This window comes from Yersinia sp. 22-579 (genome assembly GCF_030433455.1).
GTDB classification, from domain to species: domain Bacteria; phylum Pseudomonadota; class Gammaproteobacteria; order Enterobacterales; family Enterobacteriaceae; genus Yersinia; species Yersinia enterocolitica.
Genome location: NZ_JAUJTZ010000002.1, coordinates 23,461 through 42,618, shown reverse-complemented (window position 1 = coordinate 42,618; position 19,158 = coordinate 23,461). Strand labels below are relative to the sequence as shown.

The window sequence follows — 19,158 nt, the reverse complement described above, 5'->3', positions numbered from 1 at the left end:
CATGAGTAAAGCATCTAATCGAAGTGCAGAGTATTTTTTTACCGGTGTTTATAATGGCGATGATAGTAATAATGATATTGATGCGATCGGCCTTGGTGGAATGATATATGCCCGTGGCGGAGATGATGATATTTTGGTCGGATCTATTGCTGCAAAGGTCGAAGCTGGGAGCGGTGATGATACGATAAAAGGAGGAGCCGCATATCTGGAAGTTTTAGATACTACTGGGGCATTAACCGTGCAAGGTGCAGCAGGGGCAATGAATATTAATAAGGAGGGAGACGGTGATATTGATGCCACTGTAGTTGCTGGTGCTAATATTATAAACCACACTGGAAACAGTGGCAGCATGAATATTTTTGCTATAGGTGCATATAATAAAATTACTCGTAAATCAAAAGGCTATGGTACTAATGGCAAGTTAATATTAGACGATATTGTATTAGGTAGTGCCCGCATTAAAAATATCTCTAATAGTTTTATATCAGATCCAGTATCGGCTACAAAAGAGAATGGCAAATATGTCTATAAAAGATGGTATACCCATAATGGTAGAGAATATACTGATACCATTAGAGTGACCCTGTTTGTTGATAAAGAAACAGGAGACATCAAGGCTGAAATGAATAATTTTTCAAAAGCTTATGATTATACCCGTAAAAAATGGCGTAATGTTATTAGTAACGAAAAGCCTGAGTTGGTTGATATTAATTATAAGGTTAAAGAAACAAAGATAGTAAGTTATTATTCATGTGAACTGCCGAAAGAATGGTTTGGAGGAGACAGCATACTGTTGAAATATGAAGATGAACTACTTTTAAAAAAGGATAATTTAACATTAAATGCAATTAAGCTTTCAGATGGTAACTCACTCTCGGCAATCAAATCAATAGGCAAGCCAGGTGCTTATTATTTTGTGAGTAAAAATTATATTTATGAAATTATAATAAGTGATGCTTATACGCGTGTCAATATTGACGGTGAGACGATATTGACACCCTGTCAGGGAATGAAAATTATACCTTATCAACATCAAGGTTCCGTACCAAGAGGACGGTTTTTTAGGCGCAACGCTAAAATAAATAAAATTCCTGATGGATTAGTAGAACGTACTGGCTCTACTGATATTGGTCGGTATAAACGCGTTGTGGACATAGCCAATGTACCGAGTATTGACAGTGTTTCATATAACATTGATAAAGAGGTTATGGTAGATAAAAAATTAAATAGACTAGAACCTAATGCAGTATCAAATATCACAAATATGAACTTAATTAACTCAAGTGATGATATAAACTTTGACGGCGGCGGTATTGCCAATGTTATCGAGTCTGATGTTTTTACTGGAAATGTTACTTTTAAAGGTTGCGGTGCAGCAAATATCATCACCCATGCAGCAGTTAAAGGTAATACCGATTTTACCGGTGACGGGATAGCCAATATTATTGTTAAGAGTGGCGGTGAAGGTAACCTGACATTTAACGGCGGTGGGTTGGCTAATGTATTAGTGCATAAAAGTCAAAAAGGGGATATGAAAGTTAACGCTGGCGGTGCGGTTAATGTCATGGTGCGTATCGGCAGTGGTCAATATGATGTAACACTGATCGCTTTGGGTAATATTTCTGTCCACAGTGGTGCTGGAAATAGTATTGTGAAGATGCTAGGTGGATTAAATACGCATACTCAAATTGGCGATGGAGAAGCTTTCTGGATTGCTGCTGGTGGTTTAAATGTGCTGACCAAAAAAGGGCAGGGATCACTGTTTTCTGTTGTTGGTGGCGGCGGCAATGTGGTAACCAGCATTGGCCAGGGCGATTTGACCATCGTGGCCCTTGGCTTGGGGAATATCATCACCCATATTAGCGATGATGAACATTCTGCCAGGACAATGGTTATTACTGTAGCTGCGGCCAATATTGTGACTAAGAAAGGCCGCGGCGATATGCAGGCTATTCTAGCCGGTGGCTTGAATGTATTAACCCATGTTGGTAACGGTAAGACCGATGCAATCATGTTAGGTGGTGGCAATATTCTAACCAAAGTCGGTGATGGCAACACTAACGGTATTATGTTTGGCTTAGGGAATATATTTACTCATGTGGGGGATGGTCAGACTTTAGGTGTGATGGCTGGCGGTGGAAATATCTATACTAAAGTAGGTGATGGAACCACGATTGCAGCTATGCTTGCCGCCGGTAATATTATGACCCAGATTGGCAATGGTGATACCTATGCATTAATGGCTGCTTTGGGGAATGTGATAACGAAGGTTGGTGACGGTGATCTTTTAGCCTTAATGATTGCCAAAGGAAATATTTTAACCCAAGTAGGTGATGGCCAAACCTTTGCTTTAATGCTGGCTAAAGGGGGGAATATTCTCACTAAAGTGGGTAATGGCACGACATTAGCAGCTATGATCAGTGTTGCCAATGTGATGACCCATATTGGTAATGGGAAAACTTTTGCGTTAATGATCGGAAAGGCGAATATATTTACCAAAGTAGGTTCTGGCTTAACGGTTGGCGTCATGGTTGGCAATGCTAATATTTATTCTCAGATAAATAATCATAAAAATGAAGCTATAGGTATTGGTATATTCATTGGTAAGTTGAATGTAATGACCAAGGTTGGCGATGGCACTGCACTCGCTATTATGGTCGGCAAAGCCAACATTATGACCCATATTGGTAACGGTGTGACTGGTGGAATAGCTTTAGCGAAAGGGAATATCATTACTAAAGTCGGTGATGGTTTTATGGGAGTTTTGGCAAAAGCTGAAGGAAATGTGATCACACATGTGGGCACTGGCGTCACCGCCGTTGCCTTGCACGGAAAAGGTAATATTCTCACTAAGGTGGGTGATGATACCACTATCGGTTTATTAATTTCCCAAACCGGCAATATTATGACCCATGTTGGTAATGGTTTGACCATTGGTATTGCTAAAGGAAAAGGGAATATTATTAGTAAGGTGGGGGATGGTGTTGGTATCAACGCGGTATGGGGAGAGTTTAATATCATTACACAGGTTGGTGATGGGGAACGCTATAATTTCGCCAAAGGTAAAGGCAATATTATTACCCGAGTAGGAAAGGGGCAGGAAGTCACCGTGGCAAAAGGTGATGCTAATATTATCAGTGCTGTGGGGGATATTGATAATTATACCTTCGCATGGGGTAAACAGAATGTTATTACTGCGGTTGGTAGCGGCAGAAATGTGGTTGTGGCAAAGGCCGATAATAATGTTGTGACGAAAGTGGGGGATGGAGATGCTTATAATATATTATTGGCAGATAACAATATTGTTACTACCGTCGGTAAGGGGCAAAAAATAACGGTAGCTAAAGGGAAAGTGAATGTAACAACAGATGTTGGTGATGGATTGAATGTTACCGCTGTTTATGGTGATACCAATATCAACACTAAAGTCGGCGATGGCACTTCAGTGAATGCCGCCTGGGGTAAATATAATATTAACACCAAGGTGGGTGATGGGTTACATGTTGCCGTGATGAAGGGTAAAGCTAATGTTAATATTAATATTGGTGATGGCTTGTCTGTTGTGGCAACCTATGGGCGTAATAATGTTTCTGTTAAAGTGGGTAATGGAGATTATTATAATTTATCTGTGGCCTCCAGTAACACTCAGAGTAATAAGTTATCAGCACTATTTGGTAATATAAAACAAAATCTACTGGGCCGGACTGGTAGTCAGGCAATTGACTATCTGGTTAATGGTAATGAAGGGCAGACGACGGGATTCAGTAATGGCCATGGTGGCTTTAATTTACCAGAGGTCAATAATATTAATGGTTTCAACTTAAATGAGACTGCGGTCAGTGGAAAGTTTGATTCTGGGAGTGCGTCTTATGATTTTAATGCTAAAAGCGATAATGTTACTAATATAGATGCACCCAACTTAGAGAGTGTAAAAAATAATGCATCAAAGGCATTAGGTGGTTCTGATAATACGGAAATACGCAATGATATTCAGGGTTCTACTGCGCATTCTGATATTGAGAATAAAGTTGATGGCGATAAAAAGCGGGCAGAGGAGGATAGTCGGCAGCTTCAACGCCATCAGGAAAAACACACGGCAAATGCATCTGTTATCCAGTCGCAACTAGAGAGCACGGATAAAGCAGAATTGGCAACCACCGGTGCAGAATACCAGAAACAAATGGAGCAACAGGCAAATGAGTTATTAACTGAGCAACAAAAAATAGCTCAGAGTATTAGTAATATTTCTGCTGATGAAAATACAGAAACGGGCGAAGGCTACCGACAATACTTTGCCGGAAAATTTTTGCAGGATATCAACGAAAAACTGAATAAATCAGTTAACAGCGCGCATGAAAATATATATAACTCCCAAGCTAAAGTTAATGAGTACACATCCAGGGTGAATGAAGCGGTTGCTCGGTCTGAATCTGCCCTGGCAAAAGGTGAGCAGGATAAAGAGAGAGCTAATACTGAACAAGCTACTGCTCAGTTAGAGGCCGGCAAAAGAAAAAAAGACGCTCAGCAACAGAATAACGAGGCGTATGAAGCGCATAGAAAAGCGCTAAAAGGCGTCGATAGCGCTCAACGTCGTGGTGATGACCATCTTAATAATGCTAATAACGAGGCAGAAAAGGCGTCAAAAAAAGCCAAAAGCGTTCAACGCAGTGAAGGTGATACGCCAAATGATAGAAAGGAAGCTAAGGGCAGCGGTCTGAAGCAAGGCCAAAAAGCTTACCACACCGATGTTAAAGTCGTCTCTGATGCTGCTATCTCTCCAGATGAAAGTATTATATCTGACAGCCATCCTATGGCTGTGGCTGATGGGAGAATCACCAATAAAATATCCAATAGTTCGGCGGCAAACGGTCTTGCTACGGGTAAATCGAATATAGCAAGTATCTCGCCGTTAAGGGCTACTGCAAACAGCAATACTGACTATGTAAGCATATCTAACTCGCCACTCCCTACAGCTCACCATTCATCTTATTTGATGAATTTGGCACGTAAGAAAATGATGGGTAAATATGTTTATAACAAACATGATAAAGAGCTATCTTTCGGTTTCACGCAAGGAAGTGCAATAATATGGCCGAGAAAGGTGGATATTTATAATCTAAGTAAGCAGCATGTGACGAATGGAAGCGGCAAAGGTGCAGTAGATCTGCTCTCTGGCATTTGTTTCGGATTGTCAGCCCAAAATATGATTGTAGCTCGTAATTATGGCCTAGGGGGCGCGAAAAAATATTTTTCTTATATTGAAAGTCTGAGTGAGTCGAATACTAAAAATACTAAAAGTATTGTTAATGGTGATGTTAGAAAACTGTATGATAGCATTTCCCGTGATTATGATAAAAAAACAAGAGAGATAGATTTAATAAGTACTTTAAAATTGCAATATAGTCAGTTTTTTTACACGCATAAAGATATTATTGATGATATATATAATTACGAGGTTAGCAATAAGAAAGACAAAGTTAATACTAAAATCTACCTTAGTGGTTTGAATAAATATATGGCCTCATATGGTTTAACAAAAAAGCCAGGTTTTGATGAGAGACTATTAAGCCATTTAGGTGAGACAGCGAGTTCTGGAGATATCTGTGCACAGATGGCTAAGCAGTTTACACTTCAAAATATCGAAGCTAATAAGGATTATGGTGGGGAGTTAGCAAAGTATGGATTAAAATCTCTGAATATAGGTGATGCTCTTGATGCATTTGAAGGTGGTTATGAATACACGATGGGGAAGCTAAAAAAACCGCAAGAAGATACATTTGTTTCAATGATATCTACAGATCATGCTATGTCTATTGTTATTAATAAAAAAGAAGGTGGGCATGTTTGGTCTTTCTTCGAACCTAATTATGGTGGTGTTTCATTTCATGATTATGAGTCATTTAAAAAATTTATGGATAGTTTTACGAAGAATAGAAACTCGTATACGTTGAAAAATACGAAAAATGAGCGTATTTCTATGGAATATAATATATTTACATCAAATGAAGAAATTCAAAAAATTGAAGGTGTTTGGGATTTACGGCACAAAGGTAAGAACGCGTTTATAGTCAATGAGTTTAAGAATTCCGGGGCTGTATTTAAGTTTGATAAAAAAACCAATGGCAAGGTAGTTGACTTTACCACACGTAAAGATGCTGATAATAATTTAAATGTAGACTCAGTGACGATTGAATTATCAGATAAAAAAAATAGTTTCACGCACCGTATTCAGGTGCAGGAATCTGATATTGCTAGCGCCACCAATAAACTAACCCCCTACATTGGTAATATAAATAAATTAAAGGGCAATAGACATTTGCTTATGATTGCGAACCAAGACAGTGTTCGGTTCGTTAATAATCATCCTCAGGGGCAAGCTGAAGAAGTATTAACTATACCATTATCCCGCTTAAAAACTTTGGGTGATGATGTTTATAACCCCCTAAAAGTCAATGAATGGGATAATAGTACAGTGAAGGATGGTCAGACGAACAGTACCACTCGCTACCATTCCCAAATTATTGTCCAATTAGAAAATGACCCTGTTGTTGCTGAAGCGGCGGCTAATTTAGCGGCTAAACACCCAGGTTCTATTTTGGTTCAGCTTGATTCCGATGGGCAGTACCGAGTGATATCGGGTGATCCGACTTCATTACAAGGTAATATCCGCTGGCAGTTAGTTGGCCATGGGCGTGATAACAATAATGGTCAAGGTAATCAAACCATGGCTAATGACTCTGCTTCTGGCTTAGCCACAAGAGTTAAATCTTTTAAAGATAAAATAGATAGTGATTATCGCATCAAAAGTTCGCCAAATTATATTAGCCTGGTAGGGTGCTCACTGGTCAATAAGGATAAACAGCAAGGCTTTGCCCAATCGTTGCTGAGAGAATTAGATAATAGAGATATCCATACTGAAGTTGCCGCACGCAGTTCTCGTATTCTTATTGATGCGCAAGGGCGTAAATTAACCGAGGATACTGATGGTAATTTCAGGCATAAAGCAAGCGAAGATAAAGTTAAATTTAGCTTTAATCAAGATGGGGAGATAGTGACTCGTTCCGAAAGCGTCAATAACAATGTGAATGAATCTGAAATTGATCTTCATCGCATTGGGGCCAAGGCCGTTGATTTACCCGCGACGGGGGCTATTGGCCGTAATACTGAAGAGTTTACCCCGCCGGAAACAAAACCAAGGATTGAAACTGCCCCTCAATCAACGGATAAAGATCAGGCGGTAAGTTACTCTGGTAATATCAATATTCAGATTGGTGATGATGAATTTACCTCGATCAATTGGGGCACCTCAAATCTAGGGATAAAAGTCGGCAATGGCGGATTTAAAACCTTAGTATTTGGTGATAATAATATCATGGTCCATATTGGTGATGGTATGAGTAAACACAGCGTTAATATTGGCGGTTATCAGGCCTTTGAAGGCGTACAAGTGTTTATGGGTACCCGCAATATTAGCTTTAACCATGGTCACAGTAATGATCTGATATTTATGACGGAAAAAACTGTGCTATCTCCGCCATTGGTTAATCCATTTGATGGTGCGACACGAATCTGCGTAACACTTGAAGATATTGCCAATGAAGGGCATGGTGATAATTGGCTGAAAGCCCAGTATCAGCAATGGACCCCCTCTAGCGCCAGGCAGTATCTCAACGATTTATCGCTGTTAGACAGTAGCAGCAGTGTAGATTATAATAATCTGATTGAAATAGATCCTGAACTGATTAATAGATCTATTGATTTTCGTAGTAGTCGTGGCTTGCAGCATGATTTTACTATGATGTTTAACAAAAAATATAATGAATATATTAGCAAGCCAGCTGCTACAACAAATAGCAATCAAGCAAAAACTACTAAAGCAGATAAATTACGCAAGTTAAATGACACCATGGTGTTTAATATTGCTATCGCTGGCCAAGGGGCCGATATTATTGTCACCAACAGTAACTGGAACTTTACTTTTGGCGATAATATCCAGTCGATCATGGATATTAATTTGGGTTCGTTGTTTGCTATCAGTACTCAGCAGGTTACCCAATCGGGCAGGGTTAAAACGACGATGACTTATAGCCCTACGGATCTGCCACGGCAGATTAAAAATAAGTTACTCCATAAATTATCGTTAGTCGAAAGTGATATGACGTTAGGTGATATTTTTGGCGTTGATTATGATGCTGAGGGAAATATTATTTCCCGTACTGGCGAAGCTATCGATGGAGAAAAAATATTAAAAGAAATCCTCGAGGTGGTGGCTGAGTTTGGTGGTGAGAAACTGAAAGTATTGAGTGATCCGCAGAAATTACTCAATGGCTTAAAAGCGAATTTAAATATGGGCGAAAATGCGATTACCTCTTTCGCCCAAGCGCATGGTTTGCAAGATAAGGCACCAACCGAAGTCGATGAGACAGCGACTGTTAATAGATTAGGATCCACAACTACCCAACCTGCGGGAAATAAAGATCAGCCATTTGGTTTCAATTCCCTTAATTTACCTAACTTGTTTGCCACGCTCTTCAATAAAGACAAGCAAACTGAAATGGTGGATATGGTCGATAATCTGAAACAGAATATGGCTCAAGATCTGCTTAATATGGAGGAAAAAACTTTCGATTTCTTGCGTAATAGTGGATTTTTACGTGGCGATGGCGACCTGAATTGGTCCTTGGGGAATTACAATTTCACCTTCGGCGGGCATGGTAACGACTTAGGTGCCTATCTGGGCGACAATAATAATTTCTGGGGGGGGCAGGGAGACGATACCTTCTATGGCACCGGAATTTCCAATGTCTTCACCGGTGGTCAGGGCAATGATGCTGGCGTTTTGATGGGCCGTGAAAATACGATGTTTGGCGGGGCTGGTGAAGACACTGCGGTTCTTGCCGGGCGGATTAATCATGCCGAGCTGGGATCGGGTAATGATAAAGCATTCCTCTTTGGCGAGGCTGGAACTGCCAACATGGGGGCTGGGGACGACTATGCCGTCATGGCGGGTAACTATAATCAGGTTAATGGTGATCAAGGGCAGGATTACGTTGTTCTGATGGGCAATGCTAACGTTGCTGAGTTAGGGCAAGGCGATGACCACTGTGTCGTTTTGGGGAATGAAAATACCGCGTCAGGAGATGAAGGTAACGATACGATAAAACTGATGGGCTACTCGAGCATCATTATGGGCAGAGATGGGAATGATCATCTGATTGCCGATGTTATTTCAAAATACAGTGATTTCTATGGCGGCGGCGGTGAGGATACTCTTGAGCTCGGCGGCTATAAGAACAACTTCCAAGGCCAGGACGGGGTTGATAGCTTTGTCGTCAGCACCTCAGTGATTGATTGTGCAGTTACCGATATCAGCCGCGAAGATAAGATTCTGATTAATAATGTCAGTTGGCGTGACCTGTGGCTCCAGCGCAGTGAAAATAATTTAACCATTTTGGTCAGGCGGCCAGTGGCTGATGATTCGGCACAGGGCGATTTTGAGCGCGTCGGTTCAGTCACCTTTAATGATTACTTTAATGACAAACGTGCCGCGATTGTCGTCAGTGATAAAGGGAGCAATGGCTCACCTGGTGGTTATGAGGCCCTGACAGACTCGGCCGTTGATGGTTTGATTGATAATATGAACAATTTCTCTGTTTCCGATGGAACATCCAGCTTGGTTGGGCAGATGGATAACCGAATGCAACAGCAGATAGCCGGGCTGTGGGCTAACACGATTCAGCATGCGGGGTAGTGATAAAGCCTATTGATAGTGCGCGGTAGATAAATTCACCATGCCATTCAGTTAACTCTGAGTGGCATTTTTATTGCCCAGCTGTTTATGACTCATACAAGGTACTTTTATATAAAGATATCAACCAATACCACGGCTTTTCAGTGACAGCTGTTATGATGAAATAAATTGTTCGACATGGCAAAGTTGCTGGAGAATGAGATGGCGCAAAACAATCAGATGAAACAGAGTGTTGCATATTGCCATGCGCGCGATGAACTTGATGCACTATGCGCAGCAGGTATCACTCGAGGCCAATTGATGGCGTTTCATAGTCGCTATAAATTAGTGTTATTGGCACATTCACAACCGGAATACCGTGAAATTGGACCTTTTATTGCGTCAATGGATAAATGGTCATCACTGATTGAATTTACCGCTGAGTATCGCCAGCGTTTGCTACAGCTACTCTCTCATTCTCCAACAGTGGCGAACCATACCAATGTATTGATGCATGTGCAGGGCTATTTCCGACCTTATCTCACCTCTACTCAGCGTCAGGCGCTAGCGCAACTGATTGACCAATATCGCTTAGGTGAATTGCCCCTGAGTGCGCCTATCGCCCAGATAACAGCTTATATGATTGAGTTTCCAAATGACTATCTGGCCAGTCAGCACTATTTTACTTTTTACTCAGAGCAAGGATAAGCAATGGCAACGCATCTGGTCTGGTTTCGTAATGACTTACGCGTCACTGATAACTTAGCATTGCATACGGCGTGTCAGGACCCACAAGCGACGGTGATTGCGGTGTTTATTGCGACCCCCGCACAATGGGCTGCGCATGATATGGCACCGCGGCAGGCCGCATTTTTGCTGCAAAACCTGCAATTGCTACAGGATGCACTCGCTGCGCGGGCGATCCCACTGCACTATCATCAGTGTGATGATTTTAAGGATTCGATTACCTGGTTGGATGATTTTTGTCAGCAACAGCAAGTGGATGCACTATTTTATAACCATCAGTATGAGCTGAATGAGCGGATGCGCGATGAGGCATTGATGACAAAGCTGAGTCATCGTGCGATTGCTTGTCATGGTTTTCATGACAGTGTGTTATTGCCGCCGGGCAGTGTCCTGACGGGTAATAATGAAATGTATAAAGTGTTCACTCCGTTTCGCCGTGCTTTTATCCAGCGTTTAATGATGAGTGATTGCCGCAGTGTCCCTGCCCCGAAAGCTCGTACCACCGCAGCGGTGATCCCCTCACAGCTCTTGGCTCCGTTTGATTACCCGCAACAACCAGTAGACAGCCAGCTATTTCCGGCGGGTGAAGAAGCGGCGTTACAGCGCTTGCGTAGTTTTTGTCGCGAAGATGTTCAGGACTATCAACAGCAACGTGATTTTCCCGCTGTGGCGGGCACCAGTTGCTTGTCACCTTATCTTGCGCTGGGAATACTCTCACCCCGTCAATGTGTTAATCGCCTGCGTACTGAGTGTCCGGAGGTGTTGGAAAATGCCGATGGCGGGGCTTTTATTTGGCTTAATGAATTGATCTGGCGTGAATTTTATCGCCATTTATTGGTAGCTTATCCACGATTATGCCAGCATCATCCCTTTATTGGTTGGACTGATGCAGTACTATGGAATCACTCCAAACAGCAATTAATCGCCTGGCAGCAAGGGCGAACAGGTTATCCTATTGTCGATGCAGCCATGCGGCAACTCAATGAAACCGGTTGGATGCATAACCGCCTGCGAATGATCAGCGCCAGTTTTCTGGTTAAAGATTTGCTTATCGACTGGCGACAAGGCGAACGCTATTTTATGTCGCAACTGCTGGACGGTGATCTGGCTGCGAATAATGGCGGCTGGCAATGGGCTGCTTCTACCGGGACCGATGCCGCACCTTACTTTCGTATCTTTAACCCCACTACCCAGGGTGAGCGTTTTGACCAAGACGGCGTGTTTATTCGCCGCTGGTTGCCTGAATTGGCGGCAGTACCAGACAGTGATATCCATCAGCCGTGGCGTTGGGCCGAGCGGCAACAGCAATCATTGGATTACCCCCCACCGCTGGTGGACCATAAGCAAGCCAGATTGGCGACACTCGCGGCGTTTGAAGCCGCTAAGCGGGATGGCAGCAAGGATCCCTAACAACAAGGAGCCTTCATGTTTTTGACCTATATTTCGACTCAACCAGTATTGGCAGCCAGTAAAACCAGCACTAATAAGCGCAGTAACAGGCTGTTTAACGCCGGGTTGGTTCTCTCGATTAGCCTTTATAGTACTCTGGCTGCGGCAGGGTTTGAAGTGGTGGCACTTGGTGTGGATGGTGGCGTCAGTGATGGCAACCTGACGTCTTACCTGATACGTGATGATAGCCAGCCAGTGTATTTGGCGCTGGATGCCGGTTCGGTGCTGCCGGGGATAGCCAAGGCATTAGATAAAGGCAATTTCTCTGATATTACGGATGAAATCGCTGCGCCGTTGACACGGCAGGGCTATATTTTTCGTCAGCGTATTAACAGCTATTTCATCAGTCATGCCCATCTTGATCATGTATCTGGCCTGATTATCGGCTCACCAGAAGACAGCAAAAAAACCATTTATGCCTCAGCTGATACTATCGATGTACTGAGAAACTACTATTTTAACTGGCGCGTCTGGCCCAATTTTACCGACAGTGGCAGTGGCACGCGTTTAGGCACCTACCGGATGCAACTGCTACGTCCGGCTCAATCATTAAGCCTGGGACTGACCCGTTTAACCGGCGAGATGTATCCTTTGAGCCATGACAAATCGCCTTCTTCAATGTTGCTTATCACCCGTAATAATGAGGCCTTTGCCTATTTTGGGGATACGGGCCCGGATGAGGTAGAGCAGTCGAAAAATCTGGACACGGTGTGGCGTAAATTAGCAGAAAAGGTCAAACAGCAGCAGTTGAAAGGGATGATTATTGAAGTTTCTTATCCGAACGAGGTGGATGATGGCAAGTTGTACGGCCACATGACTCCCAAGTGGTTGCTGAAGGAATTGAAAAATCTTGAGAAATACAGCGGTGAAGGGCAACCGTTAAAAGGCTTGCCAGTGATTATCAGCCATATCAAACCCTCATTCCAACAGGGTCAGGATGTGCGAAAAGTGATTGCGACCGAGCTAGTTCAAGGTAATGATACGGGGGTTGATTTTATCTTGATGGATCAAGGTGATAGTCGTCGTTTTTAACTGCCCGTTTATATTTTTGACATACCCTATAGATTTCAAGATGCAGGAAGGCGGCAAAGGAGGGAGTCCCGATGAGCTTACACAGGTAAGTGATTCGGGCGAGCGAGAGCGGCCAACACACCTGAAGCTTGAAAGATGACGGGTATTTAATGAGATTGATAAAATGCGCAATATAGAACTGGAAGCTTTACTCAACAACCAGCTGAATACCTCGGCATTTCAGGATTATGCACCCAATGGATTGCAGGTTGAGGGGCGTGAGGAGGTTCGGCGCATAGTGACTGGCGTGACGGCCAGTCAGGCATTGCTGGATGCGGCGGTTGGGCAACAGGCCGATGCTATCTTGGTTCATCACGGTTATTTCTGGAAAAACGAACCGGCGGTTGTGCGGGGAATGAAACGTAACCGACTGAAAACGTTACTGACCAACGATATTAATCTGTATGGTTACCATTTGCCGTTAGATGCACATCCAGAATTGGGCAATAACGCGCAGTTGGCGAAGTTACTGGAGATTCGGGTGCGGGGAGAAATTGAGTCCCTATTACCCTATGGTGAATTTGATACACCCTTAAATGCGATCATTTTGCGTGAACGGTTGGAAAAGTTGCTGGAGCGTCCGGTCTTACATTGTGGTGATCGTGCACCAACAGATGTACGCCGTATTGCCTGGTGCACCGGAGGTGGGCAAGGATATATTCAGCAAGCGGCTGAATTTGGTGTTGATGCATTTATCACTGGCGAGGTTTCTGAGCAGACAATTCATATTGCCCGTGAGATGGGGGTGAATTTTTATGCGGCAGGACACCATGCGACGGAACGTTACGGTATTAAAGCATTAGGTGAATGGCTCGCGAACCATCATCAACTTGACGTTATCTTTATCGATATCCCTAATCCAGCCTGACCCAATGTGACATTATGCACCGGTAATCAGTATCGGTGCGTAACCTGCTCCTGATATCTCCTTCTCAAAGCATCATTAAACCATACTTAAAACAAGGTCTTATTCTCTTGCTGGCCTTTTAAAATCATCATCTGGTTATGGATGAATGATAAGACGACGATTTTTAAGAATATCTTCTCGCTGTACTCTGATTCTAAATAAGAAAAAAATCGCATCAACCCTCCTATTATGGTGAAAAAACTATAAAAATAAGCATTTTCAGACGTTAATATTGACCTTTCCGCCAGGTTTAGTGATTGCTCATAGCTATTAGATAATTCAGTTCTATTGACAGCGACCAGACGCTAACGCATAAATATAAACTTATAACGAGTATTTATATAAAAAATGAAAGCTAGAAATTAATCAGGGGGACGGGAGTGCAACGAGCTCGATGCTATTTACTGGGAGAAAGTGCGGTAGTTCTGGAGCTGGAACCGCCGGTTACATTAGCAAGTCAGCAACGGATTTGGGGGTTAGCTGATCGCCTGATTCATCATCCCGATGTACTTGAAGCCATCCCCGGAATGAATAACCTGACGCTATTGCTGGCAGATCCAGACAATACTGCGTTGGATGCTATTGAACGGCTGCAACGTTGGTGGGAAGAGAGCGAGTCATTAGTGCCTGAATCGCGTGATGTCACTATCCCGGTGATTTATGGCGGTGAAGCCGGGCCAGATTTGGCAGAGGTGGCGCGTCATACCGGTATGACTGAACGTCAGGTGGTTGAGTGCCACGCAGGGGCGAGTTATATCGTCTATTTCCTTGGCTTCCAACCGGGTTTTTCCTATCTGGGTGGCATGCCGGAACAACTGGCAACACCACGGCGCGCTGAGCCACGTCTGGTAGTTCCTGCGGGTTCTGTCGGGATTGGGGGCAGCCAAACCGGTATCTATCCGCTGGCAACGCCGGGTGGCTGGCAACTCATTGGCCGCACATCGCTGGCATTGTTTAATCCATTAGAGATGCCGCCAACCTTGTTGCGGCCTGGTGATAATGTGCGCTTCTTGCCTTCAAAGGAGGGCGTATGCTGAAGATTATTCGTTCAGGGATTTATACCACGGTGCAAGACAGTGGCCGTGGTGGTTTTCGTCGCTTAGGCATCAGCCAGGGCGGAGCTCTCGATTTACCGGCGCTGAGTATGGCGAATATGCTGGTGGGCAATGAGGCGGGGGCCGCTGGTCTGGAAATTACATTGGGCCAATTTACCGCCGAGTTTACCCAACCGGGCTGGATTGCGGTAACGGGTGCGGGTTGTGAAGCGATGTTGGGTGATCAACTGCTCTGGACTGGGTGGCGCTATCCGGTCAAGCCGGGCCAGCAGTTAAAACTCAGTGTGCCGCACCGTGGCATGCGCAGTTATCTGGCGATTTCTGGCGGTATTGATGTACCGGAAATGCTGGGATCACGCAGCACAGACCTGAAAGCGGGCTTTGGTGGTTATCAGGGGCGACTTATTAAAGAAGGCGACTGTCTGCCATTAGGCAAACCGACACGTTTACCGCGTGAATCTGTCGGCATTAAACAAATGCTATTTGGTAACCGTGTGCGTGCCGTGCCAGGGCCGGAATATCATGAATTTGACCCTGTTTCTCAGGGCGCTTTTTGGCGTGAAGCCTGGCAACTCAGCCCGCAAAGTAACCGGATGGGGTATCGCCTGACCGGGCGCGAGTTAACGCGTACTACTTCTCGCGAGATGTTATCCCACGGCTTATTGCCCGGAGTGGTGCAAGTGCCGCATAACGGCCAGCCCATTGTGCTGATGGCTGACGCGCAAACTACTGGCGGTTACCCGCGAATTGCCTGTGTGATTGAAGCTGATCTCTACCATTTGGCACAACTTCGCCTCGGAGAATCGGTGCATTTTGTGCCCTGTACTGTAGAAGAAGCACTTCGTGCCAAGTCAGAACAACAACATTTTCTGCAACAGATTGAATGGGGCTTACAGCAAGGGTTCGATACTGTGGAGGCTAAATGCACGGAGGCCAAATGAAGGTGGATTTAAACGCAGATTTAGGTGAAGGCTGTGCCAATGATCAGGCGCTGCTGCAATTGGTCAGTTCAGCCAATATTGCTTGTGGTTTTCATGCCGGCGACGCTCAAACCATGCGCCAGTCGGTGCGCTGGGCCATTGAGTATGGCGTTGCGATTGGTGCACACCCGAGCTTCCCGGATCGCGAAAACTTTGGCCGCACGGCCATGCAGTTACCTCCTGAGACAGTTTACGCCCAAGTGGTTTACCAACTCGGTGCGCTGGCCGCCATCGTGAAAGCAGAAGGGGGGATCATGCAGCATGTGAAACCTCACGGTATGTTGTACAACCAGGCGGCGCTAGACCCGCTACTGGCAGATGCTATTGCCCAAGCGGTCAAGGCTGTCGACCCGACATTACGGTTGGTGGGGCTAGCTGGCAGCGCATTGATTCGTGCGGGTGAACGAGCGGGTTTGGTGACGCGCCAGGAAGTGTTTGCCGATCGCCGCTATCAATCCGATGGCACGCTGGTACCCCGTAGTCAGTCTGATGCATTAATTGAAAGTGACGACTTGGCTTTGTCACAAACCTTAGCGATGGTGCAGCATCATCAGGTGCAGGCGCGTGATGGCAGTTGGGTGCCAGTGCAGGCGGACACGGTTTGTGTGCATGGTGATGGTGTGCATGCTTTGAATTTTGCCCGCCGTTTGCGTGACAGTTTTCAGCAGGAAAATATCACCGTTACGGCGCAATAACTGGGTAGTAAAAACCATAACCGCCTGGCCCAGGTGGAATGCATCATAAGTTAGATACTTATAACTCTATTTTAGGACAGGAGAGTCACCTTGGAACAAACGGTAAACCTTTGGCCGCTGATTGGGATCGCGGCGATTGTAATAGGATTTTTACTGCGCATAAACGCAGTCTTAGTGGTTATTAGCGCTGGTGTTATCACCGGTCTGGCGGCACTGATGCCAATGGCCACTATTTTAGAAAAACTGGGTGAAGGATTTCTGAATACCCGTAATCTGCCCTTGATTTTGTTACTGCCACTGGCGGTTATTGGCTTACTTGAACGTCATGGCTTGAAAGAGCGGGCGCAGGCGTGGATTTCACAAATTAAAAGTGCCACTTCTGGTCGTTTATTGATTGTGTATCTGTTTGTTCGTGAAGCCACGGCAGCGCTGGGTTTAACCAGCCTTGGTGGTCATGCACAGATGGTCCGGCCGCTATTGGCCCCGATGGCAGAAGGTGCTGCCAAGACACGTTATGGTGAGTTGCCGGAGAAAGTGCGCTATCGCCTGCGCGCCATGTCAGCGGCAACCGATAACGTTGGCCTGTTCTTTGGTGAAGATATTTTTGTCGCCTTTGGTGCCATCATTTTTATGCATAACTTTATGCTGGAGTCCGGTGGTATCCAAACCGAACCGCTGCATATTGCCTTGTGGGGGATTCCGACGGCTATCTGTGCCTTCCTTATCCATGCATACCGGTTACAACGTTTAGATAAACATCTCGCTGCTGAATTAACCGCACTGAATCAGTCTGCCCTGGCTACCAAGGGGGACGCCAAATGATTTTCCAACAACAATATTTATATTGGCTGGCTGGCGCCGTATTGCTGATAGTTGCCGTGATGTCATTTCGCGATAAAGCCAACCCGCGCCGTATAACAACCGGGCTGTTTTGGGGGTTGTACGGGCTGATTTTCCTGGTCGGAGATTGGACATATCGCCTGGCAAATACCTTGGCGGGCGAAGGGCCAGATGAGAAACGGGTTCTGAATATCACTGTCGGTGTAGTGGTCATTATCATGGCGTTAATTGCTGGTTTCGGTGGGGTAAAACTGGGGAGTTATCACCAGCGCACCGAGCAAGAGCGCGAAGTGAGCGCCAAGCGCCTCGGTAACCGATTATTCCTGCCGGCACTGACCATTCCGGTTGTTACTGTTATCGGCGTGCTGCTGTTTAATAATATTCCAGCTCTGGATCTGTGGTTATTTGGTGCCGGTAACCATGCCACTCTGGTGACTTTATTCTCGATGACGGTCGGCTGTGTGCTCGGCTTGCTGATTGCGGTGTTCCTGACCCGCGAAACTGCCGCTCAGCCGGTGCAGGAAGCGCGTCGGTTACTGGATTCTATCGGTTGGGCATTTATCTTGCCGCAGATCCTGGCGACACTTGGCCTGCTATTTACCACTGCGGGTGTCGGGACGGCGATTGCCCATCTGACACAGGAATATCTGGCGGTAGATCATCGCTTTATTGCAGTGGCAGTCTATGCTATTGGCATGGCGGTACTCACCATGATTATGGGGAATGCGTTTGCGGCTTTCCCTATTGTCACCGCCGGTATTGGTATCCCTATTTTAGTGTTGCAACATGGTGGTAACCCAGCAGTGATGGCCGCTATCGGCATGTTCTCTGGTTATTGCGGTACGCTAATGACCCCAATGGCAGCCAACTTTAACATTGTTCCTGCTGCATTATTGGAACTGCCAGATAAAAATGCAGTGATCAAAGCCCAGATCCCAACCGGGATCACTCTTTTGATTGTTAACGTATTTTTACTGTATTTCCTGATGTTCCTCTAGGAGAGGCGATGAAAAGTGTATTAATCACCGGGTTTGAGCCATTTGGTGGCGAGCGGGTTAATCCTTCCTGGGAAGTGGTTAAACAATTAAATGATCTCATGCTAGGTGGGGTCAAAGTGGTGGCCCGTCAATTACCTTGTGCTTTTGGCGAAGCGCTGACAGCGCTGAATGCCGCGATAGATGAAATTCAGCCAGTGCTGGTGTTAGCCATTGGTCAGGCTGGGGGGCGTGCTGATATCAGCATCGAGCGGGTTGCTATTAATGTCGATGATGCGCGTATTGCGGATAATCTAGGGAATCAGCCAATCGATCAGCCTATTGTCGAAAATGGCCCGGCGGCTTATTTCACCCGTTTGCCCATCAAAGCCATGGTGCAGGGCATTCGTGAAGCGGGTATCCCGGCCTCCGTATCCCAAACTGCCGGAACCTATGTTTGTAATCATGTTATGTACGGGTTATTGCATCGGTTACATCAGACAAATGACGAAATTAAGGGCGGTTTCATTCATATCCCTTATTTACCTGAGCAGGCAGTCAATCATCCTGGTGCGCCCAGTATGTCAGCGCATTCGGTAGTGATAGCGTTGGAACTGGCCATTTCCATCGCCTTACAAATTGATCATGATTCGCACATTGCCGGTGGCGCAATCCACTGATTCTACTATAAAAAACGCCACCGTTAAGGT

Annotated in this window: 11 protein-coding genes; all 11 read left to right on the top strand. The window is 45.1% G+C overall.

From position 1 onward, the window contains the following. Window position 1: 1 nt before the first annotated feature. The 11 genes from rtxA to pcp all read left to right on the top strand — a co-directional run bounded on the left by rtxA (window position 2) and on the right by pcp (window position 19,128). Window positions 2-9,751 carry an MARTX multifunctional-autoprocessing repeats-in-toxin holotoxin RtxA gene (gene rtxA / locus QSV56_RS02475; RefSeq protein WP_301210575.1) on the top strand — a complete coding sequence of 3,250 codons (9,750 nt, stop codon included), beginning with the start codon at window positions 2-4 and terminating at the stop codon, window positions 9,749-9,751. A gap of 201 nt (window positions 9,752-9,952) precedes the next feature. Further along, window positions 9,953-10,438 (top strand): YbgA family protein, encoded by a 486-nt coding sequence (locus QSV56_RS02470; protein ID WP_046051336.1) that lies wholly within the window; start codon window positions 9,953-9,955, stop codon window positions 10,436-10,438. Between the two features lie 3 nt (window positions 10,439-10,441). Then, on the top strand, window positions 10,442-11,887 hold the full coding sequence (phrB, locus tag QSV56_RS02465) for a deoxyribodipyrimidine photo-lyase (protein WP_046051335.1): 1,446 nt from the start codon (window positions 10,442-10,444) through the stop codon (window positions 11,885-11,887). Window positions 11,888-11,902: 15 nt separating this feature from the next. Further along, window positions 11,903-12,958 (top strand): MBL fold metallo-hydrolase, encoded by a 1,056-nt coding sequence (locus tag QSV56_RS02460; RefSeq protein WP_046695305.1) that lies wholly within the window; start codon window positions 11,903-11,905, stop codon window positions 12,956-12,958. Window positions 12,959-13,121: 163 nt separating this feature from the next. Further along, window positions 13,122-13,865, top strand: coding sequence for a type 2 GTP cyclohydrolase I (locus QSV56_RS02455; protein ID WP_019081151.1), 744 nt, complete (start codon window positions 13,122-13,124; stop codon window positions 13,863-13,865). A 419-nt stretch (window positions 13,866-14,284) separates the two neighbouring features. Continuing rightward, a complete protein-coding gene (gene pxpB / locus QSV56_RS02450; protein WP_046051332.1) occupies window positions 14,285-14,941 on the top strand; it encodes a 5-oxoprolinase subunit PxpB in 657 nt (218 codons plus the stop codon). Further along, entirely contained in the window at window positions 14,935-15,900 is a 966-nt protein-coding gene (gene pxpC, locus QSV56_RS02445; protein ID WP_019081148.1) for a 5-oxoprolinase subunit PxpC, read from the top strand. The genes pxpB and pxpC overlap by 7 nt, the downstream gene beginning before the upstream one ends. After that, the gene (gene pxpA, locus QSV56_RS02440; RefSeq protein ID WP_019082675.1) at window positions 15,897-16,634 is read left to right on the top strand and encodes a 5-oxoprolinase subunit PxpA; all 738 of its coding nucleotides are present in this window, start codon (window positions 15,897-15,899) and stop codon (window positions 16,632-16,634) included. The genes pxpC and pxpA overlap by 4 nt, the downstream gene beginning before the upstream one ends. Before the next feature lie 90 nt (window positions 16,635-16,724). Next, on the top strand, window positions 16,725-17,456 hold the full coding sequence (locus QSV56_RS02435; protein ID WP_011816814.1) for a DUF969 domain-containing protein: 732 nt from the start codon (window positions 16,725-16,727) through the stop codon (window positions 17,454-17,456). Then, entirely contained in the window at window positions 17,453-18,472 is a 1,020-nt protein-coding gene (locus tag QSV56_RS02430) for a DUF979 domain-containing protein (protein ID WP_013649508.1), read from the top strand. The genes QSV56_RS02435 and QSV56_RS02430 overlap by 4 nt, the downstream gene beginning before the upstream one ends. A gap of 8 nt (window positions 18,473-18,480) precedes the next feature. Then, entirely contained in the window at window positions 18,481-19,128 is a 648-nt protein-coding gene (pcp, locus tag QSV56_RS02425; RefSeq protein ID WP_019081145.1) for a pyroglutamyl-peptidase I, read from the top strand. The last annotated feature ends 30 nt before the right edge of the window (window positions 19,129-19,158 follow it).

Bases quoted from the DNA above. Each gene is read 5' to 3' on its own strand.
- rtxA (WP_301210575.1), top strand. From the start codon at position 2: ATGAGTAAAGCATCTAATCGAAGTGCAGAGTATTTTTTTACCGGTGTT.
- QSV56_RS02470 (WP_046051336.1), top strand. From the start codon at position 9,953: ATGGCGCAAAACAATCAGATGAAACAGAGTGTTGCATATTGCCATGCG.
- phrB (WP_046051335.1), top strand. From the start codon at position 10,442: ATGGCAACGCATCTGGTCTGGTTTCGTAATGACTTACGCGTCACTGAT.
- QSV56_RS02460 (WP_046695305.1), top strand. From the start codon at position 11,903: ATGTTTTTGACCTATATTTCGACTCAACCAGTATTGGCAGCCAGTAAA.
- QSV56_RS02455 (WP_019081151.1), top strand. From the start codon at position 13,122: ATGCGCAATATAGAACTGGAAGCTTTACTCAACAACCAGCTGAATACC.
- pxpC (WP_019081148.1), top strand. From the start codon at position 14,935: ATGCTGAAGATTATTCGTTCAGGGATTTATACCACGGTGCAAGACAGT.
- pxpA (WP_019082675.1), top strand. From the start codon at position 15,897: ATGAAGGTGGATTTAAACGCAGATTTAGGTGAAGGCTGTGCCAATGAT.
- QSV56_RS02430 (WP_013649508.1), top strand. From the start codon at position 17,453: ATGATTTTCCAACAACAATATTTATATTGGCTGGCTGGCGCCGTATTG.
- pcp (WP_019081145.1), top strand. From the start codon at position 18,481: ATGAAAAGTGTATTAATCACCGGGTTTGAGCCATTTGGTGGCGAGCGG.